The following is a 23,498-nucleotide window of genomic DNA, read 5'->3' as shown; positions in this document are numbered from 1 at the left end:
CAGGTAGAACTGGCCGGTCGCCTCGTCCCATTCCCATACGGAGGGGCTGAAGCACGAAATCCAGTTGTTCGGCGGAATCGGCTTGCCGTCCTCGTCGAAGCCCTTGGGGTCGCGCCAGATGTAGTAGTCGCGGTAGGGGTTGTCCTTGGAGGAGCGTGCCTGCTTGAACCATTCGTGCTCGTCGGAGCTGTGGTTGACGACCAGATCCATCATGAGCTTGATGCCGTGCTTGTGCGCGGTTTCGAGTAGCTCATCGAAGTCTTCCATGGTGCCGAACTCGGCCATGATGGCGCGGTAGTCGGAGATGTCGTAGCCGTTGTCATCGTTCGGGGAAGCGTAGATGGGGGAGAGCCACAGCACCTGAATACCGAGCTTGGCGAGGTACGGAATCTTCTCGGTAATGCCGGGCAGATCGCCGATGCCGTCGCCGTTGGAATCGTTGAAGGAGCGGGGGTAAATCTGGTAAACAACGGGTTCCTGCCACCACTGGGTCTGGGTCGTCATTGTTCTTCCTTCCCTTGGTATGGATGAGTGTTGTGCGGGGCCGCCCTATAGGCGGCTAAAGTCTGATGCCCTTAGCGCTGGGTGGTGATGGGCGTAAGGAGGCTCTGCGGTGCCCAGCTGGAGGGGTCAATTTCCAGGAGTAGACCGCTGTGGTCGGAGATGGCTTTGGGGGAGTTGTCGCGGAAGACTACCGCGTGCGAGTTCACCGTAAGCAGTCGGTCAGCGAACACGAAGTCAATGCGCTTGGCGTCCGTGCTACCTTCCCAGCCGGCGATTTCGCGGTGGACGGTGTTTTCGCCGTCGGTGTGCTCCGCCAGTGAGCGGGTATCAACCATACCGCTGGAGGTGACCAGCGCGTAGCCTTCATCGCTCAGATGCGCGGCGGAGTTAAAGTCGCCGCCGAGCAGTACGGGTGCGGTGAGGGCACATTCTGCCAGGGCCTGTGAGAGGCGGGTGTATTCCTGCGCGAAGAGGGGCTCGCCGTCGAAGTCCCACCAGGACATGTGGGTGGTTGCGCACCAGAAGGTACCCGTCTCAGTTTCGATGAGCGCCGCCTGCGCTACACGGCGCTGCACCTGGTGGTAGCCGTACTCGGGAGACATATCGATGGGCTTGATGCCGCGAATCGGCAGGCGCGAGAGAATCGCTACGCATTCGTCGTAGCGGTCCCAACCGATGTGGGCTTCGGTGAGGGTCCACTCGTAGGTTGCGCCCATTTCGTTGAGTGCCTGCACGAGCAGCAGGGCGTAGTTGTCTTCGTGGACCGGCACGCCTGCGCCGCCACGGTAGTTGAGGGGCTCCTTCACCACGGGGGTGGAGGTGAGCTGGTTGACTTCCTGCAACGCAATGACATCCACCTGCTGTTCAATGATGAACTTTGCGAGGGTGCGGATTTTGGCAATTTGGTGGATTTCGCACCAGCTGTGCGTGTTGAGGGTGAGGAAGCGCATGTATTAAGTCCGGGGTATGTGTGAGGTTGAAGAATGATATGCACACCGCGCATTGAGGCGGCGAGTGTTTTTATGCACTCTGACCTATGGGTGCACTGTTTATGCTATCGATTCTGTGCGCTAGGTAATAGGGAAAAAGTCTCATCTGCAGCAAGTATTTTTAACCAGTGCCGGGAGATGTTTCAGGTTCTGAAAAACTCTTTCAAAACTTCTGCTTTTGGTATCTGCGGGTAGGTATGACCTGGCATTATTATTTTTGTCTAAAACACATTCGGCATTTAGCGCACGCAGGATATGTGGCACCCGTCTCATATACTTTCGTTTGGAGGTATAAAGATACGGCGTGACCATCGCAGGCTGGCAATGATCGCCAACCCCTGCGTCCGCTCACTCGACAACCCGAAAGGGCGTATAGCCTCATGATGGAAAAAGTACAGAGGTTCGGCTCTGCCATGCTGGCACCCGTTCTTCTCTTCGCATTCGCTGGCCTCGCGGTCGGTATTGCGATCATTGCACAGAACGGCGAACTGATTCCCCTCGCTGCTGATAAGGAAAGCGCGTGGAACCACTTCTGGTCTGTTTGGGAGTCCGGCGCATGGACCGTCTTCAACCAGATGGAACTGCTCTTCGTGATCGGTCTGCCCATTGCACTGGCAAAGACCGCTAACGCACGTGCAGTGATGGAAGCTGCAATGGTCTACCTGACCTTCAACTACTTCGTCGGCACCATGCTTAAGGTATGGGGCAAGGGCGGCACCGGTTTCTTCGACCTGGACTACACCACCGACATCTCTGAGAGTGCGGCAGGTACCGGTCTGAAGATGATCGCCGGTATCAAGACCATGGACACCGGTATCTTCGGTGCCATCATCATCTCCGCAATCGTGGTGTGGGTACACAACCGCTGGTTCGACAAGAAGCTGCCCGACTTCCTCGGTATCTTCCAGGGTTCCCAGTACGTCTACGGCGTCTGCTTCTTCCTGATGATGCCCGTGGCATTCCTGTTCTCCTGGCTGTGGCCCTACGCTCAGCACGGTATCTCCTCCCTGCAGGGCTTCTTCATCGCATCCGGCGCACTCGGCGTGTGGGTTTACACCTTCCTCGAGCGCTTCCTGATTCCGACCGGTCTGCACCACTTCATCTACTCCCCGTTCGTCTTCGGTAACGTTGTTACCCCGAACGGTATCGCTAAGGACTGGCCGAGCCACCTGAGCGAGTTCGCTAAGAGCGACAAGCCCCTGAAGGAACTGTTCCCCGGCGGCGGCTTCGCACTGCACGGTAACTCCAAGGTCTTCGCACCCATCGGTATCGCAGCGGCGTTCTACACCACTGCTCGTCCCGAGAAGCGCAAGGAAGTTCTCGCACTGATGATCCCCGTCTGCCTCACCGCGATTCTGATTGGTATCACCGAGCCCCTCGAGTTCACCTTCCTGTTCCTGGCACCCCCGCTGTTCCTGGTTCACGCAATCCTGGCAGCATCCATGGCAGCAATCATGTACCAGCTGGGTCTGGTTGGTTACATGGGTGGCGGTCTGCTCGACTTCCTGTTCCAGAACTGGATCCCGCTGTGGGCAAACCACTCCGGCACCTACCTCATGCAGATCGGTGTGGGCCTGTGCTTCACCGTCCTGTACTTCGTGATCTTCCGCTTCATGATTCTGAAGTTCGACTTCAAGACCCCCGGTCGTGAAGAAGACGGTGGCGAGACCAAGCTCTACAGCAAGGCAGAGTACAAGGCTGCCAAGGCTGCTGAGAAGGACGGCGGCGCAGCAGCTCCCGCAGCTGACGGCGACCTCTACGCACCCCGCGCAGCAGGCTTCCTCGAACTGCTTGGTGGCGCAGAGAACATCACCACCGTGAACAACTGCGCAACCCGCCTGCGTGTCTCCGTTGCTGATGAGTCCCTCGTCAGCACCTCGGATGCAGACTTCAAGAATGCAGGTGCTCTGGGCCTCGTCCGCAAGGGCAAGGCATTCCAGGTCATCGTCGGCATGGACGTTCCCCAGGTTCGCGAGCGTTTCGAGACCATGGTGAACGAAGCTAAGACCCTCTCTTAAGAGACTTCAGCTTTCAACCACCTGACGGCATAACGCCTCATAAGGTATAGACTTCGCCGGCGGTATCGGATAACACCGATGCCGCCGGCGAAGCTGTACCCGGACACGTACCAGGCGCATACCCAGCTCAAATCTGCTGGCATACACACTCAAAGTGAGAGATGACCGCCCTCACCCACCCTGGCCGATGACTCTAGAGCGTGTACTATTTATATATTGCTCACCATCGGATTCAGGAGCTTTGAGTGGATTTACAAGACGTCGTGAATGCGAACCAGCACCGATTCAGTGAAACTGAACGGGAAATTTTGGCATTCATGCTAGAAAATGAAGAGTTCGTTGCAGAGTCAACGATCAATTCTCTGGCACATAAAACTTATACTTCGACCAGCTCAATTATCCGCCTAACGAAGAAGCTGAACTTCTCCGGATTTGCTGAGTTGAAGTACTTCATTAAGTCCTCTCTGAACCGCAGCGAACCCTTCAACCCGCGGTTCATTGAGAGCGGCCGCGAAGACATTCAGCGCACCTACGACTACCTCGAGCACATGGAACTGAGCGGACTGCTCAAGCGCATCCATGAGGCTCGCACTGTGTACTGCTTCGGTACCGGCTACGCTCAGCGCAATGCCGTGCAGGAATTTGCCAAGTCCATGCAGGTTTGCGGTAAGTTCTGCCACGTCATTCCGGCACGTAATGAGTTCGAAAGCGCCATGAACAATATGACCCAGGACGATGTGGTCATCATTGTGTCTTTCTCCGGTCAGACCGAGAACATGCGCGAACACATTAAGATGCTGGCGCTGCGCCGCATCCCCATGATTGCGGTGACCGCCATTGGTGTGAACTACATGTCCTCGCACGCTGAGTACTCCCTGCACTACCAGACCACCCCCACCCACATCAGCACCCAGCGTAAGCCCTACTACTCCTTCGTTGCGCTGTCGGTGCTGCTGGACTACATCGTGCGCCGCTACATTGAACACGTTGAGAATGAGCGCCGCGAGTCTCTGCAGGACCAGGTGGATGATGCTCTCAACAGTGAGGGCGAAATCGACGCCTGACAAAGCATTACCGTGCCCACCTGCCCCTTCACTCACTCCTCCTGAATCCGACCGAATCCGCCTGAGATCATCTGAAAGAGACACCCTGTGACCGCAATTTTCGCGCTCATCGAAAACACCGAGAAGATGCGTAAGTACCTGTTCTGGTACCTCATGATCATCCCCGCGCTGCTACTGCTGTGGATTGCTCTGGGCGCAGCGAACTCCCAGATGGACTTCCAAGCAGCCCTGAAGATTCCCTTCTTCACCGTGGCTTTCCTGAACGCATGCCTCAGCCTGCTGCTGGGCGGCACCCTCAAATTTGCAAGTGCAGAGAACGAACGCACCGAACGAGCCTACGCCCTGTACCTGACCGTACTGCTGGTCATTATCGGTAACCTGCCCGGCGCAATCCTGAGCTTCTTCCTCTTCCGATCCCTGCGCTTCGGCAACCTGGAAGGCGAACTAGCACCCAAGTACCGTTGGGCACTTCTGCCCGCCCTGGTTTTCTATGTATTGGTGACCGTAGTGCTACTCGCCGCGAATATCGCAATGTGGTCGAAGTAAGCACAGAGGAACAGACAGCAAGCACGCGGGCACACTAAGCACGCAGGCGCACGCTGACACCCGCCCCGCTTGAAGTACAGCATGAGGCACCCGGGCAGAGGACCCCGGAAGAACCACCATCTTCGGTGTGTACGCGCAAACGTACACCGCACTGACCCACAAGGACACTCACGACGTGAACCAGATTCCCGAGCCTACCGACGCGCAACACGCACCCGGCACTCCGGCTGATACTGCTAAGCCCGCCGTAGCCGCCGCGACCTCAGCAGAGGAAACCCACGAAGTAGCCGACGAAATCAACATCGCCGAGCTGCCCGCACACCTGAACCCCGCCCACGAGGACTTCGATCCCTCGGCGGGGCTTGAGCGCTGGGCAGAACAGATGGACGTCTACACCGGCCCGGACGCGATGCTCGACTTCAACCAGGTCGACTACGTGCATATCGACCTGTCCGAAGCGAACCCCTCCGGTCTGGCTCAGCTACTCGCCGGACGCAAGACCCGCCTCTCCACGATCCTGCGCGACAAGTCGCAGCTCGAGGCGGGTATGCGCTCCGCCCGCACCCTGCGCACCAAGATTTACGAGCTCGCCACCGACCACGGCCTGGACTCAGGCTACTTCGTGGCGGGCACCGCCTCCTGGCTGTCACACGACACCCGCGAGGACGCCGCCGCCTACGAGAAGCGTTTCATCGCGCCGATTCTTATGGCACCGCTGAGCATCACTCCGCACCCGAAGGATGACGACTTCGAGCTGCGCCTCGCCGGTTCCGCACGCCTGAACCCGGCGATGGTCCGCCAGATCAAGCAGGAGTACGGCATCGACCTGGGCACCATGGACGTGGCGCAGCTGGCGAACTCCATGTCCCGTCTGGACCCCGAGCCGGTCATCGAGCGTATGCGCGCATCCGCCGGTCGTATTCCGGGCATGACCATTGAGTCGAAGTACTTCATCTCCACTTTTGCTGATCTGAAGGAAAGCCTGGGCGAGTTGCCGCACACCGCCATCACCCCGCTGGTTCGTGACCTGGCGGCACTGAAGGTTCCCGGCGTGAAGCCGCGCGAGCTCAACGCCCACAACCTGCAGCAGCCCCTGGACCAGCGCGACCCGGCAGAAGAAATGCTCCTGCTGGACGCTGACGCGAACGCCCAGGAGATTATCGACACCGCGGTCAGCGGTTTCTCCTTCACGATTACCGCGGCGCCCGGCACCGAGCCGCTGCGTACCGCCGTGAACATTGCTTCCGCCCTGATGGGTCGCGGTAAGTCCGTGCTCGTGGTGGGCGAGAAGCGCTCTACCCTGGCTGAATTCTCGGCGCTGCTCAAGCGCACCGGCATTGAGAGCCTGCGCTACGACCTGCTTGCCGAGCATGACGCTGAGGCTCAGCGCGCCGAGTTCATTCGCGCGATTGTGCGCAATGAGGGCGCGGAAGAGCCGAACTCTGAGGACCTGAACGAAGAGCTCGTGGCGACCCGTGCCGCGCTGCTCGACCACACTCGTGCCCTGCTGAACAAGGATGCGAACTGGCAGATTTCTGTCTACTCGGCGCTGCAGCGTTTGGCTGAGCTGACCGCCTCCGAGGACGGCCCGGCAACCCGTGTGCGTTTTGACCGCCCCATGCTTGATGCGCTCATGGAGCGTGAGCAGGTGCGCGCCGAGCTGGTGCGCCTGGGCGAGATTGACGGTTTTGCGGCGGCTTCGCGTACCTCCCCGTGGTACCGTGCCCGCCTGGTCAATGATGAGGAAGCCGCCGAGGCGTACGCCCTGGTCATTACCCTCAAGTCCTCCCTGCTGAACCTGCGCGAGGCGATGAACCGCACCAGCGCCATGCTGGGTCTGCGCCGCGGCCGCACCATCGCCGAGTGGGAGTCGCAGCTGGCGATTCTGATGCGCATCCGTGAGACACTCAAGCGTTTCCGCGCAGACGTCTACGACCGTCCAGTGACCGACCTGATTGCGGCGACTGCTTCGGGCGCGTGGCGTCGTGAGAACGGCATCGAGATGAGCAGCATGCAGCGTTCCCGCCTGCGCCGCGCGGCGAAGGAGTACATCCTGCCCGGCGTGAATATTGGTGACCTGCACGAGCAGCTGAAGGTGGTTCAGGCGGAGCGTGCCGAGTGGATTCGCCACATTGAGGCGCCCCGCACCCCGCAGATTCCTGAGAACCTGGATCAGCTGGCTGACGCCCTGAACTCCCTGGTTTCTGAGCTGGCGGGCCTGGGTATTGTCCTGGCTGACACCGTCGAGGGCACCGACTTTGTGCGCACCGACCTGGACGCGCTGGATGCGCGCCTGGACGCCCTTATGGCGGACCGCGTGCTGCTGATGACCCTGCCTGAGCGTGACGCCCTGACCCAGAAGCTGCGTGAGCGCGGCCTGTCGGAGCTGCTCGATGACCTGTACGCACGTCAGGTTCCGACCGAGGTTGTTTCCGCTGAGCTGGAGCTTGCCTGGTGGCAGTCTGCCCTGGAATTCTTGCTGCAGCATCACGAGGGTAAGCTGCTGGACGGTGATCGTCTGCGCGATACGGAGTCCCGTTTCCGCCGTGCCGACTACGCCCACATGACCAGCGCCCCGGCGCGTCTGCTGGCGAAGGTTGCTCGCGTGTGGACTGAGCGTATTGAGTCTGAGCACGACCAGGCGGCGTACCTGAAGAGTCAGCTGCGCGGCTACGAGTTCGTGCTCGAGGAGCTGCTGACTCACGCCCCGGTCATGGCGCGTACCCTGTTGCCGCTGTGGACTGCGAGCCCCTTCGCCCTGGCGCGTAAGGTTCCCGCCTCCATGCGTTTTGATACGGTGCTGCTGCTGGACTCCGAGTCGACCCCGCTGGCGGCGAACCTGCCAGCGATTACCCGCGCCGACCAGGTGATTGCCCTGGGCGACCCGCATTCGGGTTACCCCTCGCCGTTCATCGTGTCCGCGCCGACTTTCGGTGCACCCGAGCCGACCGACGAGCAGCTGGACAGCACCTTCGATGTGCTCGCTACCGTACTGCCCAACCGCACCCTGGCGATGCTGCACCGCAGCATGGACCCGGTGATTCTGGACTACCTGAACCGTGAGTTCTACGGTTCGCAGCTGCATGCGGCTCCGGTGAGCCGCGCCTCCTCTCAGCCTGCCGGTTCGCTGACCGTTGAGTACATTGATACTCGCGGTAAGGTCAGCGATAACGCGAACCTGGATTCGCCCGGTGTTGAGGTGGAGCGCGTGACGAACCTGGTGCTTGAGCACGCCTACCGTACCCCGGATCGTTCGCTGGCGGTGGTGACGGCAAGCCCGAAGCACGCTCAGCGGGTGGCTGAGTCGGTGCGTCACGCCCTGAGCCTGTACCCGCAGCTGGCGCCGTTCTTCGCCGCCGGTGAGGAGTCTTTCCGCGTGGTTGATCTGACCCGCGCTGAGACCCTCGAGCGCGACACCGTGATTTTCTCTCTGGGTGTGGGCCGTGCCCGCCTGGGTCAGGCATCGTATGATTTGGGTCAGCTGTCTGCCGAGCACGGTCGCCAGGGCTTTGTGGTGGCGTTGACTCGTGCTCGCCGTGCCCTGCGCATCGTTTCGTGCATTGATCCCTCGGAGCTGGACCCGCAGAAGCTGCATCATGGCGCGGTGGACTTCTACCACCTGTTGCGTGAGCACGCGGAACGTCAGGCGCGTGAAGAGGCGGAGGCGAAGGCACAGCGCGTGCCGGAGACCCTGCCGCGCAACGCATTCTTGGCTGCCGACGACGCGGACACCCCGGATTTGGGCGACTGGCTGCTGAACGATTTGGTGGCGCGCCTGCAGGCTTGCGGTGTGCGTGTGAGCCGCGGTGAGGGTGATATCGCTCTGATTGCGCACGCCCCGGAGAAGCTGGCTGCTGAGCCGGTGCCCGCGCTGGGTGTGGCTCCCGTGGTGTCTTCGCAGCCGAGTGCTCCGGCGGCTATGCCGCTGGTGGCGTGCTCTGATGGCGAGCAGAATTACGCGCGTGCTTCGGTGCGTGAGCGTACCCGTCTGTTGCCGGAGCGTCTGAGCCGCACGGGCTGGAACTACATTACGCTGGGCACCCTGGAGGTGTTCGCCGATCCGGACGCTGTGGTGGCGCGCGTGCTGCACTACCTGGATATGGATGAGGGCGCTGAGGTTCGTGGCTAGTTATTCGTCTACGCCGAAGCCTCGCCGCGGTCACCGTCGTGTGAGCGGTGGCGGCTCGGTGAGCGGGGCTGAGCCTCTGCTGGTGGGTGTGACGACGCCTCCGGTGGTGGCTTCGGGTACTTCCTCTGCCGCGGGGGCTTCCCCGAAGAAAGCTGATGCTCAGCGCCAGAACTCCCAGAAAAACCAGAACTCCCAGAAGGCGGGTTCTCAGAGAACGGCTACTTCTGCGCAGCCGCTGACCCCGGAGGAGCGTGAGCGTCTGGAATGGATGCGTCAGCAGCGTCCTCCGCACTGGGGTAACAATATCGTGTAGCACCTCCGTACTGGGAGTGCTTCTTAAACGCCGAGGGGCGGGGCAACCTGTGTTGCCCCGCCCCTCGTTTTGGCTGGTGTGGAACTTCCGTTTAGGAGTTTCCCTTGTCGGTGCTGTAGAAGCCGGAACCTTTGAAGGTCACGCCGACGGTGTTGTAGCGCTTGCGCAGGGTTTCTTCGCCGCACTGCGGGCAGACGCGCAGTGCATCGTCGCTAAAGGACTGGCGCTGTTCAAAGACGTGGTTGCAATTCTTGCACTGGTAAACGTAGACCGGCATTTTGTCCTTCTGTATCCGTTTTCGCTGGGATGGTTTATTAACGTGGTTTGAGTGTACCGCTTTTGAAAGGTTGGGAGCTATTTGCGTTTTCTTCTCAAATAGCTATTTCTGTTTCTTTTCGTCTTTTTCGTGAGTGATTTTGTTGGTGTGTTCCTGCATATCTTTGCGTTTTTGCATAAAGATTTGGGTGTCAATCAAGAGCGAATCGGGCGTGGGTGAGCCGGGTGCTTTTAGCCCTGCTGGTGAGCGAGGAAAATGCCCCGCTCGGTGAGAATCACCGGTAGAATAGCGTCCCACTGGTCGTAGGGAATGGTTTCGTAGATTTCGTCGCTGAAGACAATGCCGATGCTCCGGCCGGTGAGCTGCTGGTCGCTGAGCAGGGGGATAATCCGGTCGTAGTAGCCGCCTCCCTGACCGAGGCGGTGCCCGCCTGCATCAAAAGCAAGGGCGGGGATGAGACGCAGGTCGGCGTCAATGAATGCTTGCGTGTCTTGTTCTTCGCCTTCGGGTTCGGGGATGCCCATGGGGCTGAGCGGATGCTCAACGGTGGGGTCCCAGTGCACCCAGGCGAGTTTGCGACCGGGGCGTACGACGGGCACGAGGATGCGGTGTCCCTGCTCATGGAGAGCGTTTAGCGCTTGAAGAATGGGCGGCTCGGATTTGGTGGGCAGATATGCCGCAATGGTGCCGGGGGAGTGGACCCGCTGCGCGACCGCCTCGAGAATGTGGTGGGCAAAAAGATCAGCCAGCTGCTGCTGACCGTGTTCGTCGCGGTGGCTGCGTGCTGTGAGGCGGCGCGGGCGAATCTGAGAGCGGAGAATGTCTTTATCCAGGGAGATATCGTCTGCGCTGGCACCGGTGTCGGAGTTGCTGGTGGCGGGGGTTGTGTTGAGGTGCATGGTGTGTCCCATCGTCGTTGCGGGTCTTGTGTGAAGGGTCGGGGAGTGGCGCGTCCCGTAGGAAGTAAGGTGCGTTCACTCTATGCTGAGAGGTATCCGTGGCTGAGAGGTATCCGTGCGCAGGGTAAAACTGCCCTGGTGGGTGGTGAAAATTGACCTATATCTGCGGGGACGTGGATTCCACCTTTTAGTATAGGGTTTGAGAAAAATAGTGCTGAGTTCTGTGGGGTGCATTTTCTTTGCACACCGAAGAATGGGCCGCTGTGGATATGTAGTTAGTCACGTTGAAGATTTTTTCATGTCATAGTGTCTATAAATCGCCTTAAGTACTTTACAACTTAGGGTATTCTTGTGGCATGGCTACTGAAATTAAGTCTGTTACTAAGGCAGTTATTCCTGCTGCTGGTCTGGGCACCCGATTCCTGCCCGCAACGAAGGCAACCCCCAAGGAAATGCTCCCCGTCGTTGATCGCCCCGCGATTCAGTACGTGGTGGAGGAAGCAATCCGTGCCGGTCTGAACGACGTTCTGATGATTACCGGCCGTAACAAGCGCGCTCTCGAGGATCACTTCGACCGCGTTCCCGTTCTGGAGCAGCAGCTCGCTGAGCAGGGTAAGGACGCCCTACTCGCATCCGTGGTAGCTACCAATGAGATGGGTGGCGACCTGCACTACGTGCGTCAGGGCGACCCCAAGGGTCTGGGCCACGCTGTTCTGCGCGCAAAGCGCCACGTTGGTGACGAAGCATTCGCTGTTCTGCTCGGCGATGACCTGATTGACGAGAAGGAAGACCTGCTCGCTCGTATGGTGGAGGTCCAGGAGCGCACCGGCGGTTCTGTCGTTGCTCTGATGGAGGTTCCCCGCGAGGCTATTTCTGCTTACGGCGCAGCTGCTATTGAGGCTGTTGAGGGCGAAGACGGTTTCGTTAAGATTACCGGTCTGGTTGAGAAGCCTGCGGCTGATGAGGCTCCCTCGAACTACGCTGTGATCGGCCGTTACGTTCTGAGCCCGAAGGTCTTCGAAGTTCTGGAGAACACCGCTCCGGGCCGCGGCGGCGAGATTCAGCTGACCGACGCTCTGCAGACCCTGGCTCAGGGTGAGGGCGAAGGCGAAGGCGTCTACGGCGTGGTCTTCTCCGGCCGCCGTTTCGACACCGGTGACAAGCTGTCCTACCTGAAGGCAAACGTTATTCTTGCTGCTGAGCGCCCCGAGTTCGGTGACGACCTGCGCGCATGGCTGAAGGACTTTGTCGCAGAGAACTGCTAATTACTCTGCATCCGCTCTCTAAAGAGGGCAACCGATAAATACCAACCACGCTGAGGAAGGCGTTCTTTCCGGTGGGGCGTTTTAGCCCCAAGGGAGGGCGCCTTCCTTTGCGTCGTATGTGTCTATTATGTGCTTGGGGTGCTACTTGGGTGAGGGCCCAAGGCGTGCCTTGTGCAGGGACGCGACGACGTTGTAGTGTGCATATTCCTTCTGGGGTATATGTGCATATCCAGCCCGATTCTTGCCGCTTATGGAAAGCATTGGGAATATAAGGGTATGATTAAAGTCTAGGGATAAAGGGACGATAGAGGGCGACCTGAATATGACGCTTTTGAACACCTCCGGCGTGTTGGTAATTCTGACCGTGATTTTGCTGCTGTGGTTTGTGCCCAGGAGCCTGCGTCGCGCGCCCGCTGGCCCTGTCATGGAGCCTGAACGTCCCCTGATTAGTGCTGAGCGTACCGCGGAGGATATTCTCGCCTCCGCCGGTGTGCTGCTGAACGAGTCGGAGGCATACCAGTCCTCCGATCACGCGGTGGCACCGGGTACTTCTCTGCCGTCTTCTGCTCTTCCGCAGGTTTCTTCCCGTTCCTCCCACACGGTGGAGGAATCCGCCCAGCCTGCGCCCGATACGGCTTCTATTTCGCAGATTCGCGAATCTTCCCCGACTGCCCCGTACACGGACGAGATTCCGGTGGTGGAGGAGTCGAAGTCCTCGCCGCTGTCCTACTTTGATACTTCGAGCCCGAGCGGTATTGCCCTGCTGGTTGCTGCCGGTTTGGGCGTGCTTGCCCTGGTCACCGGCCTGTTGGCGCTCTTTGGTGTGCTGGCGTGGGGCTGGGCTGTTCTCTTGCTGATTCTTGCCGGCGGTGCATGGGCTGTGAGCCGTTTTGGTCTGCTGGAGTCTGTTGCTAACCAGGTCAAGGCGAGCCGCGATGCACGCCAAGCTAAGGCAGAAGATGATGAGGATGACGAAGCTGAGGACGAAGCCTACGAAGAGTCCGATGAACATGAAGAAGCCGGCGATGATGCTTCTGAGCCTGTAGAGGACTCGGCGGCTGAGGGTGTGGAGCCTGAAGTTGCTGAAGAGCCTGCACATCATGCTCGCCCCGCCACCCGTGAGGCTACTACCCGCAAGTCTATACACGGTGTGAACCGCGAGGCGGCACGTCCGAGCCGCGCGCACATCGCGGTGGAGTCCTCCGATGAGGCTCCCGAGGCGGCTCCTCGTGCGGAAGCGCCTGCTGCGGCACCTGCTCATTCTTCTCGTGCCGTACCTGCCCGTTCTGCCCGCGCGGCGGAGGCGCCCGTCGCACACCGTCAGGAGCGTCGCCAGCAGCAGCGTCCGAGCCGTTTCCAGCCGATTCGCCGTGGTAGCGTGCTCTTCGATCAGGAGAGCGGTTCCGCTACTTCCTCCGGTGCACCGCGTACTGCGGCACAGCCTCAGCGGGTAGCGCAGGCTCCGGTTGCTCCGAGCCAGCCTGTCCAGCCTCAGCCCGCACAGCCCGCTCAGGCACCCGTACAGGCTCCCGCCAAGCCGGTAGCAGCTCAGCCTGCACCAGCCACCCAGGCACCTGCACAGCCGGTAGTAGCTCCCGCACAGCAGCCGGCAATTCACCCGGATCAGCCGGTGGCTCGCCAGGCTCTGCGTGACGGTTCGCCCGTCCGCCAGGCACCTGCGGCACCTGCTACTCAGGCTCCCGCTCAGCCGATTCCCGAAGAGATTCCTCTGCCGGATGTCCTGGACGATTCCGAGTTCGATGCGCTGGATATCGCCTCGCTGAACGATTCGGTTCTTTCGACCGGTGCTACTGCGACCGGCGGTGTTCGTTCGACGAACCGTCACCCCGGTGCCGGCTCCTCCTTTGAGGCGGTTAGCAACACCTGGAACCCGGTTCAGCTGCCTAAGTCGCTGAGTGCACTGCACCGCCAGGACAAGAACCAGGGTAAAAAGTAGACTTTGCTCCAGACACGCATAAAACCCCGACAGTTCACACTGTCGGGGTTTTTGTATGCCTGGGGATGATTTGGAAGAAGTTAAAAAGAAAAGGAACCCCGTCCATGGGGTTCCTTTTCTAGCATCACACACAGGAAGAAAGTCTTCTAGACCGATTAGGAAGGCCTTCCCACAAGGCCTGCCCTATTCGGTAATAAAAATATATCCTAATTCCCATGCGGGTGACAAGCTGAAAATAGCGACACCCTGTCAATAAACTAAGGTTGCCCTAAGTAAAATCCGCGCCATTGCAGGCGACAAGGGGCAATAACCCCCGGCTGAAAAAATTTAAAAAAATTTTCTGATCCCTCCAAAAGTCGAATAAGAAGCCTCAAAGAACCTTCAATCAGGTCAATATCGCCCACTCATGAGAGAATAGCCGGGTGAAAGATTGGTTTGACGCACTCCCGATTGAGGTTGCCCTAGCTTTCATGTGGGTGGTCGGAATCGTCCGCACCAGCATTGTGTACGCTCTTGGCGCGCTTGCTGCTGAAGGCGGCGCCCGCCTCGACCGCATCCGCAAAGCCATGGACAGCCCGCTCTACCGTAAAGCGCGCCGCTTGATTAACCGGTGGGGCGTAATTGCTGTGCCCCTCTGCTTTCTCACCGTGGGTCTGCAAACCGCGGTCATCATCACGACCGGCTTCACAAAAATGCCTCTGCGCCGCTGGGTTCCCGCGATGCTGGTTGGAACCTTCATGTGGGCGTGTATCTACACCACGATCGGCTTCGCAATTCTTGCGGCCCTCGGCCTGGAGCCGTGGATGTTCCCGCTCGCCCTTGCCATCGTTATTACGGTGCTGGTCATTGTGACTCAGCTGCGCGAACGCCGCATTAACCGCGAAACCGTTGAGAACACTGCGGATAACATCGCCGAGAACTAGTCCTACCTTCAGCGGGGGATAGGTGCACTATCTCGCCGGGTTGAGGCCACTCACCTACCCTCAATGCCCCCGCCCAAGATGTGCTAGCGTGGAGGGATGAGTTCATCCGCATCCTCCACCGCAGGCACCCCCGAAGAGCAGCCCGTCAACGACTCTGCCCTCACCGCAATCGACCCCGAGCAGAGCGCGCCCGAAAACGCTACCGACCAGGTAGAAAGCGAAGCTCCCACCCGCGTGTACCTGCACCCCGAGCAGCTGGCAATGATCCAGACCCCGGAGGCTCTGCCCATCCCCGTGCTGCAGCGTTCTATGCTGCGCATTAGCTACGTGCCCGCGATTATGCCCGGCAAGTGGTTCAACCGCTGGCACGAGCGTTACGGCGACCGCGTGCAGCTGGCGGAGGTGCCCGTGCGTGAGGCGCGCGGCCTGGACTCCCTGCATCAGGACCTGTGCCTGATTGACCCTGCCCTCAACTCTGCGGAAGAAACTGCCTCCGAGGCGCCCGCTGAGGATAGCGCCGAGGCTACCGAGCATACCCCCATCGAGCGTAAGGACGTACCCGAGAACCCCTTCGCGCACATGAGCATTGTGCGCCCCGACCGCGAACCGGCTAGCACCGACGGCGAAAAGTACCATAGCATCCGCCTCTACGAGGAGCTACCCGTGGTCATTCTGCCGGTGGACCATGTGCTCACCGTGCTTGATGAGGTGCCCGTGGAGGAGCTTGCTGAAGAGTTCCTGCTGCAGCCCGCCTCCGATATTCCCGCTTATGAGGAAGTCTCCCGCGCATGGCGTGAGAGTGCCGGTCGCATCGTGCCCGAGGGCCTGACCGATAAGGAAACCATCGAGCTGGTTGCCGCCGGTGTGGGTCTGTACATTGTGCCCATGTCCATTGCGCGTTTCTACCACCGCAAGGACCTTACCTACCGCCCCGTTGCGGGCCTGGACCTCTACCCGGTGCACCTGGTCTGGCCGCGTGCCCCCAAGGGCGAGCCGCGCAGCGAAGAGCTCGAAGCGCTCCTGCAGGACTTCATCGGCATTGTGCGTGGCCGCACCGCAACTAGCGAGCGCGGTAGCGAAACCCGGCAGGCACGCGCCGAACGCATTGCCGCCGAAAAGGCAAAGGAAAAAGCGAAGGCACGAGCCGCCAACGCCCGCCGCGAAGCACGCGATAAAAAGCGCGCTAACGCCAAGAAAAACGGCAACGCGCGCCAGCACGCTCGACAGTCCGCCAAAGCTGCCAGCGCACGCCGCGGCAAGAAACGCTAAAGAACGATAGACGGTAAAATCAAACCATGGCATTAGCAATGGAAACCCGACCCGCAGCCTACGCAGTCATCATCGAGCAGGGCAAGCTGCTCATGACCCGCTGGGTGCCCGAAGACCGCGCGCTCAGCCCCCTCTGGTCCCTGCCCGGTGGCGGCATGGAACCCGGTGAACAGGCCGACGAAACCGCGCTACGAGAGACCCTCGAAGAGACCGGTTACAGCGTCGCCATTGAAGACATTCTGGGCGTGCACGCCGGACACTTCCCTGTGCGCTCCACCCAGAAAGACCCGCAAGCGCTACCCTTCTGCGCCCTGCGGGTGGTTTTCCGTGCCCACATTGTCACCGGCGAACTGCGCCACGAAATCAACGGCTCCTCCGACACTGCACGCTGGGTACCCATCGCTGAGCTGGACACCATCCGCTACGGCACCCTCATCGACGAGGTAGCCTCCATGATGGGCTACTCCAACGCCGCTAGCTGGGCACGCGAATACCGCGAATTTCTTGCCGATGAAAACGCACGGAAGCTTCCCTAATGAACCGACTGACCCTCACCCGCCGTGCGGCTCTCACCTCCCTGGCGCTCATGCCGCTGCTCGCCGCCTGCGGCAACAATGACACGACCCCGCATGTGGACCCTTCCGCCTCCAGCTACGGTACCCTGCGTATCGGCTACGGTGCCCTGCGTGAGATGCGCGCTGTCGCGCACGTGTATGCGCGTGCCCTGCGCCAGGTCGGCTACTCCGTTGAACTTGTTGACACCGACAACAGCCGCGCTACCGCCCTGCGCGGGCTCATGGTTCCTTCGGCTAATTCCGCCACCCCTACCGCTACTCTGCCCGACGACGAGGAAACCGGTAGCACCACTGCCGCGGCCCTTGAATCGTTGGACCTGGTCATCGACTACAGCGGCGACCTGCTGCTCTACCTGACCGACGACGGCAAAATTAGCCCCGCCGCCGCACAGAACGAACGTATCGCCGCCTCCGTGAGTGCCTCCGCTCAAGCCGCAGGCGTGACCCTGCCCCCGGCGGCCACCCCCACCGCGGAGGAGAGCACCGCCTCCGCGCATGCTACGGACGGTACCGCGAGCTCCACCCGCTCCGCAGACCCCATCAACCTGCGCGCCATGAGCACCACCGACATGACCAACGCCATCTCGCGCATCCTGCCCGAAGAGCTCATGCTCCTCAACGGCGCCCACGCCACCAACAAGGATGTGCTGGTTACCACCCGTGCCGTGAGCGCCCGCCACAAGCTCAACTCCCTCGCGAACCTGCGCGATGTGCAGTCGAGCCTGGCGTTCTCCATCCCGACCGGGTACTCCAGCGGCACCTACGGCGTGGATTCTTTGCGTAGCCTCTACCGTTACCGTGTGCACGACCCGAAGATTCAGGACGACCCCGCCGAGCGCGTCAACGCCCTCACCGCAGACACCGTGCAGGTGACCCTGCTGCACAGTAGCGACTCCGCGATTGAAGAGAATCGCCTGGTCACCCTGGAAGACCCCTCGACGGCGCTTTTGCAGCAGCAACTGGTGCCCATTATCCGCCGTACCCTGCCAGATAGCGCCCGGACGGCAATTAACCGCGTATCATCTACATTAGACACGGGTAACCTCTCGTTCCTGTTGCGTCTGACTAGCGGTTCCAACCCCATCGCAGATGATGACGCAGCACAATTCATTTTGGATCACCCTAGAAAGTAAATCATCATGACGAAGTACCGTCAGTCCTCAAAGTTGAGCAACGTCCTGTACGACATCCGCGGCCCTATTCTGGATGAAGCCAATCGCATGGAAGCGATGGGCCACCGCATCCTCAAGCTGAACATTGGTAACCCCGCACCCTTCGGCTTTGAGGCGCCGGATGCCATCATGATGGATATCATTCGTCACCTGCCCGAAACTCAGGGCTACTCTGACTCCCGCGGCCTCTACTCGGCACGTACCGCCATTGTGCACCACTACCAGAACCGCGGCATCATGAACCTCGACACCGAATCTATCTACTTGGGTAACGGTGTGTCTGAGCTGATCCCGATGACCCTGCAGGCACTGTGCGAGACCGGCGACGAAATCCTGGTCCCCATGCCCGACTACCCGCTGTGGACCGCAGCCACCGCGCTGGTCGGCGGCAAGCCCGTGCACTACCTCTGCGATGAGGAAAACAACTGGTACCCGGACATCGAAGACATTAAGTCGAAGATTACCGAGCGCACCAAGGGCATCGTGGTTATTAACCCGAACAACCCCACCGGTGCCGTCTACCCGCGTTCCGTGCTTAAGCAGATTGTGGATGTGGCACGCGAACACGGTCTGGTCGTGTTCTCTGATGAGATTTACGAAAAGATTACCTACGATGGCGCAGAGGCCATCAACATGGCGACCCTCACCGGCGACGACGTGCTCTGCCTGACCTTCTCCGGCCTGTCCAAGGCATACCGCGTCTGCGGTTACCGTGCGGGTTGGGTCGCTATCACCGGCCCGAAGAAGGACGCTTCCAGCTACCTGGAAGGCATTCACCTGCTCGCCTCCATGCGCCTGTGCGCCAACGTTCCGGCACAGCACGCCATCCAGACCGCGCTCGGCGGCTACCAGTCCATTAACGAGCTGATTGTTCCCGGCGGCCGCCTGTACGAGCAGCGCACCCTGGCGCACAAGATGCTCAATGAGATTGACGGCATCAGCTGCACCAGCGCGGACGGTGCGCTCTATCTGTTCCCGAAGATTGATGTTGAGCGCTTCGACATTACCGACGATGAACAGTTCGCCCTGGATCTGCTCAAGAGCCAGAAGATTCTCTTCAGCCACGGCCGCGCGTTCAACTGGAAGGACCCGGATCACTTCCGCCTGGTGTTCCTGCCCGATACGCAGACCCTCACCAGCGCCCTAGAGCGCCTGGGTAACTTCATGGCTGACTACAAGCAGAAGCACTAGCCTTCCCGCCTCTGCTACATATAGACAGAAATAGCCTGCCCCGCAGTTCTGATGAGCTGCGGGGCAGGCTATTTTTAGCGGCTTCGCAGATGCGCGATGCGCAGATGACGAAGCAACGCGCCGAGGGGGAGAGAGAAGCGTGCTAGTTCGCTGCAGGCTCCTGACCTGCCTGTGCGCCGCGTGCCGCGTTCAGGCGCTCCTGCGCGCCCTGCAGCCACGCCTCGCAGCGGGCGGCAAGCGCCTCGCCACGCTCCCACAGGGCGATGGAGGTCTCCAGGTCGCTGGCGCCGGACTCCAGCTGGCGTACGACCTGCTCCAGCTCGGCACGTGCCTGCTCGTAGCCGAGGGTTTCGACGGGGGCGCCCAGCTCGGCGCTGTTGAAGCTAATGTTCTCGCTCATTGAGGAACCTTTCAGAGGTAAAAACTAGGGGTAAAACGTAGGGGTATCGGGGTTTAGGAGATGTTCGAGGGATCCGTAGAAGTCACGGCCGCCTGCGCCGAACCGGTCGCCGCACGCACCGTAATCTGCTCGCCCTCACTCAGCGCCGAAGCGTCACGCACAATAGCGCCCGCGGCATCCTGAACGATGGAGTAGCCGCGGTTGAGCGTCTGCGCAGGCGAGAGCGAACGCACCCGCGCCAACGTATGCGACAGAGTCGCCGACTCACGCTCCAAGCGGTGCTGCACCGAACGGTGAGCGCGCTCGCGTAGCTGGCTCAGCTCCTCCACACGCATGAGCAGGGAGGACTCCGGGTGGGTGAGCACCGGGCGGCTTCGCAGCTGGGCAATGTAGTTCATCTGCATGCCCACGTAGCCGAGTACCGCGCGGTCCAGGCGGGCGCGGGCCTCGGTGATGCGGGCGGTTTCCTCCGAAATATCGGGCACGATGCGCTTACCCGCATCGGTGGGGGTGGAGGCGCGCAGATCGGCAACCGCATCGAGGATGGGGGAGTCCGCCTCGTGACCGATAGCGGAGACCACCGGGGTGGTGGCCGCCGCGACGGCGCGGATAAGCGCCTCCTCGGAGAAAGGCAGCAGGTCTTCGAAGGAGCCGCCGCCTCGGGCGATGACGATGACGTCCACCTCCGGGTGGGCGTCCAGTTCGGCGAGAGCCGCAATGACCTCAGCCGCCGCGCCCTCACCCTGAACGCGGGTATTGCGCACCTCGAAAACCACGCCGGGCCAACGCAGGGAGGCGTTGCGGATAACGTCCTTCTCCGCGTCAGAATCGCGACCGGTAATCAGACCCACACGATTCGGCAGCATGGGCAGCGGCTTCTTCCGCGCGTCAGAGAACAGCCCCTCAGCGGCGAGAGCTTCACGCAGACGCTGCAGTTGCTCGTGCAGGTTACCGGTGCCGACCGCGTACACTTCCTTGCCGATGAGGGAGAGCTTGCCGTTCTTCCACAGGCTCGGCTTGGCGCGGGTGACGATGCGAGCGCCTACGGTCACATCAGCCGCCAGGCCGCTACCGGCACGCCCGAAGAGCGCGAGGGTGAAGGAGAAGTCTTCGTTGAGGTCTTTGAGCTCCATGAAGACGTTGCCGCCGCGGCCGTTGAGGGAGGCGACCTGCGCCTCCACCCAGAGCTCGGGAACCTTGTCTACGTAGTTTTTGAGGTTCTGCGCGAGCAGGGCGAGGGGCCAGGGGTTGGTGGCGGTGGTTTCCTGAGACTTCCCGGGAAGCTGCCGCTCGTGCACGGGCGGCACCACCAGTGCGGGTGCCGGCTGCGCTGCGGAGGGGTTGTAGAAGTTCATACCTTCTATTGTCCCTGATTGGCCGGTTATGCGCCTGCTTACAGGTCAGCCTGGCGACTCGGGTAGCTTGCACGCAGTGCAGGCAGAACTTAGCTTCTGGCGCATTCTGCGGGTCTGAATCGGCTTTGAACACTGTGAGCGGGTACCCTAGGCTCATGCGCTCACCCGATCAGTCAGCACATCAGAACAACGCCCTCAACACCGCCGCGGCTTCGTCAGCGGCGGGTACTGGCGCGCAAAACTACCCGGCGGACGCGACCCGAGTCGTCGATACTCGGATTACCCGCACGGACGGCTACTATACGGCGGATGAAGACACCACTCTGCTACAACCCACGCGCACGCTCGGCCACGCCGCAGCCCCCACCAAGGCTGAGCTACAGGCCGCCCCCGAGCCTCCCTTCGCGGCAGGTTTGCGGAGGTTCCTGACCGTTGTGCTGTGCGCCCTGGCCCTGGTGACCGGTCTGGGTGCAACCGCGGGTGCCTGGATGAACTCCAAGCTCATGTCAGAGCGCGGTTTCTCACAGATTTCCTCCACCCTGGCGGAGGACTCGCAGCTTGCTTCGCGCATCGCGGACGGCGCGGTCGAAGACCTCATGAACTCCGAAGCTATGACAACCTTCCTCGACGGCACCAAACAAAGCGGCTTATACTCCATTCTTGTAAAGCCGACACAAGACGGCATACGTTCCCTGCTCAACCGTTCCGCGGCTGAGCTGTCAAAAACTGAAGAATATCGAAGCCTCTGGAAGGAAATAGCCGAGGAAACTCGCCGCTACAACCTCGAACATCAGGACGGTCCTGCCGTCATTGTGCTCACCCCCTTCTACCGTGCGCTGGATGCGAAGGTCGGCTCTATCGGCTCCTTCGACCCGGACCTGACGAAGCTCGGCCCTGAAACCCTCAACATTGACCGGTTGAAGGACGGCAACAACCAGCAGGAGCAACAGGAATGGTACCTGCACGCCGGCATTAACCGTGCCGCCGCGCTGGGCAAATCCACCGTGCCGCTGACCATCATCTCGGTGCTGAGCCTGCTGCTGGCTACGTTGCTGGCACCCAGGCACCGCATCCTGGTACCGGTGGTCACGGCTCTGCTCTACGCCCTGCTGGGCTGGGGCGCCGCAGCCTGGTTTGGCGGCCAGAGCCCTGAATCCCTGGGAATTACCAGCCACAGCACCGCCGGAACGGCGCTGATTACCGGGGCATGGAACCAGCTTGCACCGTCACTGACCGGGCACTTGCAGGCGGCGGCAAGCTACGGGCTGGTCATGGCAATCCTCGCCCTACTGCTCGGTATTCTGATTCGCCTCATCGCCCTGGGACGTAGCCCTGCGAGCGGTGCCACAGTCATCACACACTAAAAGTCCGAACAACGTAGGATAGTAACCATGTCCACTGAAACTATTGCCCTGGGCCTGCCGCCCGTACCCCGCGAGCGCCGCAGCCGCGCCGAGGTTGAAGCCGCCGCACCCGTCACCGGTGAGAAGAAAGTCCTGCTCGCCACCCCGCGCGGTTACTGCGCGGGCGTTGACCGTGCCGTGATTGCTGTTGAGAAGGCGCTGGAGCACTACGGCGCGCCCGTCTACGTGCGCAAGCAGATTGTGCACAACCGCCACGTGGTGGAGACCCTGGAGAAGCAGGGCGCTATCTTCGTTGATGAAGTGGATGAAGTTCCCGAAGGTTCCGTGACCGTGTTCTCGGCGCACGGCGTGTCCCCGGCGGTGGTTTCCGCAGCCGGCGACCGCTCCCTGAACACCATTGACGCGACCTGCCCGCTGGTGAACAAGGTGCACCGCGAGGCTGTGCGCTTCGCCAAGCAGGACTACGACATCCTGCTCATCGGTCACACCGGCCACGAAGAGGTCGAGGGTACCGCCGGTGAGGCGCCCGAGCACATCCAGATCGTGAACTCGCCCGAGGAAGTGGATCAGGTAACGGTCCGCGACCCCGAGAAGGTTGTGTGGATTTCTCAGACCACCCTGTCCGTGGATGAGACCCTGGAAACCGTGGCGCGTTTGCGTGAGCGTTTCCCGTCCTTGCAGGATCCGCCCTCGGACGACATCTGCTACGCAACCTCCAACCGCCAGGGCGCTATCAAGGAAATTGCTCCGCGCGCAGACCTGGTCATCGTGGTGGGTTCGGCGAACTCCTCGAACTCCGTGCGCCTGAAGGAAGTGGCACTCGAATACGGCGCTAAGCGTGCCGAGCGTGTGGACTTCGCACATCAGGTCGACGAATCCTGGTTCGAAGGTGTGGCAACCGTGGGCCTGACCTCCGGCGCGTCCGTACCCGAGGTTCTGGTTCAGGAGGTGCTGGCTCTGCTCGCCGAGTACGGCTACAGCACCATCGAAGAGGTCGAGACCGCGAAGGAAGATATTCTCTTCTCCCTGCCGAAGGAACTGCGTTCCGCCCTGAAGAATGACGAGAACGTGGGCCGCCAGCTCGGTGGCCGCGGCGCTAAGCCCACTCGATAAAGGCTAGATAGCCCAAATACTGCGAATAATCCCCGTATCTTCCCCGTAGTGGGGCGGATACGGGGATTTTTGTATCTGATGTGCGGGATGCATGGGTAGGGGTTCTTGTGCAGCTTCGCCTTTGTGCAGCTTCGCGTTCACGCTACGCGGGGGAGTGCCCCCTCTGCGGCGCTGG

The 23,498-nt window shown here is 60.7% G+C and carries 20 protein-coding genes; 14 read left to right on the top strand and 6 right to left on the bottom strand.

Annotation, left to right across the window (positions count from 1 at the left end; all coding sequences use genetic code 11):
- Together HMPREF3055_RS02000 and HMPREF3055_RS01995 are read right to left on the bottom strand one after the other, a co-directional pair.
- On the bottom strand, positions 1-504 hold a 504-nt coding region (locus HMPREF3055_RS02000; RefSeq protein ID WP_246826876.1), incomplete at its 3' end, for an alpha-amylase family glycosyl hydrolase.
- Positions 505-575: 71 nt separating this feature from the next.
- Positions 576-1,454 carry an endonuclease/exonuclease/phosphatase family protein gene (locus HMPREF3055_RS01995; RefSeq protein ID WP_070737678.1) on the bottom strand — a complete coding sequence of 293 codons (879 nt, stop codon included), beginning with the start codon at positions 1,452-1,454 and terminating at the stop codon, positions 576-578.
- A gap of 419 nt (positions 1,455-1,873) precedes the next feature.
- Here HMPREF3055_RS01995 and HMPREF3055_RS01990 point away from each other — a divergent pair, with 419 nt between their 5' ends.
- The 5 genes from HMPREF3055_RS01990 (at position 1,874) to HMPREF3055_RS01970 (ending at position 9,563) form a co-directional block, all read left to right on the top strand.
- Positions 1,874-3,511 carry an alpha-glucoside-specific PTS transporter subunit IIBC gene (locus HMPREF3055_RS01990; protein WP_070737675.1) on the top strand — a complete coding sequence of 546 codons (1,638 nt, stop codon included), beginning with the start codon at positions 1,874-1,876 and terminating at the stop codon, positions 3,509-3,511.
- 245 nt (positions 3,512-3,756) lie between these two features.
- A complete protein-coding gene (locus HMPREF3055_RS01985) occupies positions 3,757-4,575 on the top strand; it encodes a MurR/RpiR family transcriptional regulator (RefSeq protein WP_070690974.1) in 819 nt (272 codons plus the stop codon).
- An 87-nt stretch (positions 4,576-4,662) separates the two neighbouring features.
- On the top strand, positions 4,663-5,121 hold the full coding sequence (locus HMPREF3055_RS01980) for a cell shape determination protein CcmA (protein ID WP_070690971.1): 459 nt from the start codon (positions 4,663-4,665) through the stop codon (positions 5,119-5,121).
- Between the two features lie 127 nt (positions 5,122-5,248).
- Positions 5,249-9,250, top strand: coding sequence for a DEAD/DEAH box helicase (locus HMPREF3055_RS01975; protein WP_070737672.1), 4,002 nt, complete (start codon positions 5,249-5,251; stop codon positions 9,248-9,250).
- Positions 9,243-9,563 (top strand): hypothetical protein, encoded by a 321-nt coding sequence (locus HMPREF3055_RS01970; RefSeq protein ID WP_141755948.1) that lies wholly within the window; start codon positions 9,243-9,245, stop codon positions 9,561-9,563. Before HMPREF3055_RS01975 ends, HMPREF3055_RS01970 begins: the two co-directional genes overlap by 8 nt.
- A gap of 91 nt (positions 9,564-9,654) precedes the next feature.
- Here the strand turns inward: HMPREF3055_RS01970 and HMPREF3055_RS01965 are convergent, their stop codons facing one another.
- Together HMPREF3055_RS01965 and HMPREF3055_RS01960 are read right to left on the bottom strand one after the other, a co-directional pair.
- On the bottom strand, positions 9,655-9,840 hold the full coding sequence (locus tag HMPREF3055_RS01965; RefSeq protein WP_005505091.1) for an FmdB family zinc ribbon protein: 186 nt from the start codon (positions 9,838-9,840) through the stop codon (positions 9,655-9,657).
- Positions 9,841-10,070: 230 nt separating this feature from the next.
- Positions 10,071-10,739: a 5-formyltetrahydrofolate cyclo-ligase gene (locus HMPREF3055_RS01960; RefSeq protein WP_246826875.1), complete on the bottom strand. Its 669-nt coding sequence runs from the start codon at positions 10,737-10,739 to the stop codon at positions 10,071-10,073.
- Positions 10,740-11,095: 356 nt separating this feature from the next.
- Here HMPREF3055_RS01960 and galU point away from each other — a divergent pair, with 356 nt between their 5' ends.
- From galU to HMPREF3055_RS01925, 7 genes are all read left to right on the top strand, one after another.
- On the top strand, positions 11,096-12,004 hold the full coding sequence (galU, locus tag HMPREF3055_RS01955; protein ID WP_005508447.1) for a UTP--glucose-1-phosphate uridylyltransferase GalU: 909 nt from the start codon (positions 11,096-11,098) through the stop codon (positions 12,002-12,004).
- Positions 12,005-12,326: 322 nt separating this feature from the next.
- Complete coding sequence (locus tag HMPREF3055_RS01950) at positions 12,327-13,961, top strand: hypothetical protein (protein ID WP_070737666.1); 1,635 nt, start codon at positions 12,327-12,329, stop codon at positions 13,959-13,961.
- A gap of 422 nt (positions 13,962-14,383) precedes the next feature.
- Entirely contained in the window at positions 14,384-14,884 is a 501-nt protein-coding gene (locus HMPREF3055_RS01945) for a DedA family protein (protein ID WP_049341824.1), read from the top strand.
- A gap of 96 nt (positions 14,885-14,980) precedes the next feature.
- Positions 14,981-16,153 carry a LysR substrate-binding domain-containing protein gene (locus tag HMPREF3055_RS01940; protein WP_141758464.1) on the top strand — a complete coding sequence of 391 codons (1,173 nt, stop codon included), beginning with the start codon at positions 14,981-14,983 and terminating at the stop codon, positions 16,151-16,153.
- Between the two features lie 26 nt (positions 16,154-16,179).
- Positions 16,180-16,689, top strand: a complete 510-nt coding sequence (locus tag HMPREF3055_RS01935; RefSeq protein ID WP_005508451.1) for an NUDIX domain-containing protein — start codon at positions 16,180-16,182, stop codon at positions 16,687-16,689.
- The gene (locus HMPREF3055_RS01930; RefSeq protein WP_070737663.1) at positions 16,689-17,861 is read left to right on the top strand and encodes a glycine betaine ABC transporter substrate-binding protein; all 1,173 of its coding nucleotides are present in this window, start codon (positions 16,689-16,691) and stop codon (positions 17,859-17,861) included. The genes HMPREF3055_RS01935 and HMPREF3055_RS01930 overlap by 1 nt, the downstream gene beginning before the upstream one ends.
- Before the next feature lie 6 nt (positions 17,862-17,867).
- On the top strand, positions 17,868-19,091 hold the full coding sequence (locus HMPREF3055_RS01925) for a pyridoxal phosphate-dependent aminotransferase (protein WP_005508453.1): 1,224 nt from the start codon (positions 17,868-17,870) through the stop codon (positions 19,089-19,091).
- A gap of 142 nt (positions 19,092-19,233) precedes the next feature.
- Here the strand turns inward: HMPREF3055_RS01925 and HMPREF3055_RS01920 are convergent, their stop codons facing one another.
- Both HMPREF3055_RS01920 and xseA read right to left on the bottom strand, forming a co-directional pair.
- Positions 19,234-19,491: an exodeoxyribonuclease VII small subunit gene (locus HMPREF3055_RS01920; RefSeq protein ID WP_049354175.1), complete on the bottom strand. Its 258-nt coding sequence runs from the start codon at positions 19,489-19,491 to the stop codon at positions 19,234-19,236.
- A gap of 53 nt (positions 19,492-19,544) precedes the next feature.
- The gene (xseA, locus tag HMPREF3055_RS01915) at positions 19,545-20,846 is read right to left on the bottom strand and encodes an exodeoxyribonuclease VII large subunit (RefSeq protein WP_070634840.1); all 1,302 of its coding nucleotides are present in this window, start codon (positions 20,844-20,846) and stop codon (positions 19,545-19,547) included.
- A 155-nt stretch (positions 20,847-21,001) separates the two neighbouring features.
- Here xseA and HMPREF3055_RS01910 point away from each other — a divergent pair, with 155 nt between their 5' ends.
- Together HMPREF3055_RS01910 and HMPREF3055_RS01905 are read left to right on the top strand one after the other, a co-directional pair.
- A complete protein-coding gene (locus HMPREF3055_RS01910) occupies positions 21,002-22,210 on the top strand; it encodes a dehydrogenase (protein ID WP_070737660.1) in 1,209 nt (402 codons plus the stop codon).
- A 27-nt stretch (positions 22,211-22,237) separates the two neighbouring features.
- A complete protein-coding gene (locus HMPREF3055_RS01905) occupies positions 22,238-23,323 on the top strand; it encodes a 4-hydroxy-3-methylbut-2-enyl diphosphate reductase (protein WP_070737657.1) in 1,086 nt (361 codons plus the stop codon).
- Positions 23,324-23,498 lie beyond the last annotated feature (175 nt).

The sequence above is a fragment of the Rothia sp. HMSC061C12 genome, from assembly GCF_001815755.1.
In the GTDB taxonomy this organism is placed as follows: domain Bacteria; phylum Actinomycetota; class Actinomycetes; order Actinomycetales; family Micrococcaceae; genus Rothia; species Rothia mucilaginosa.
The sequence above is the reverse complement of the archived record's forward strand: the minus strand, read 5'-3'. Positions and strand labels throughout refer to the sequence as shown.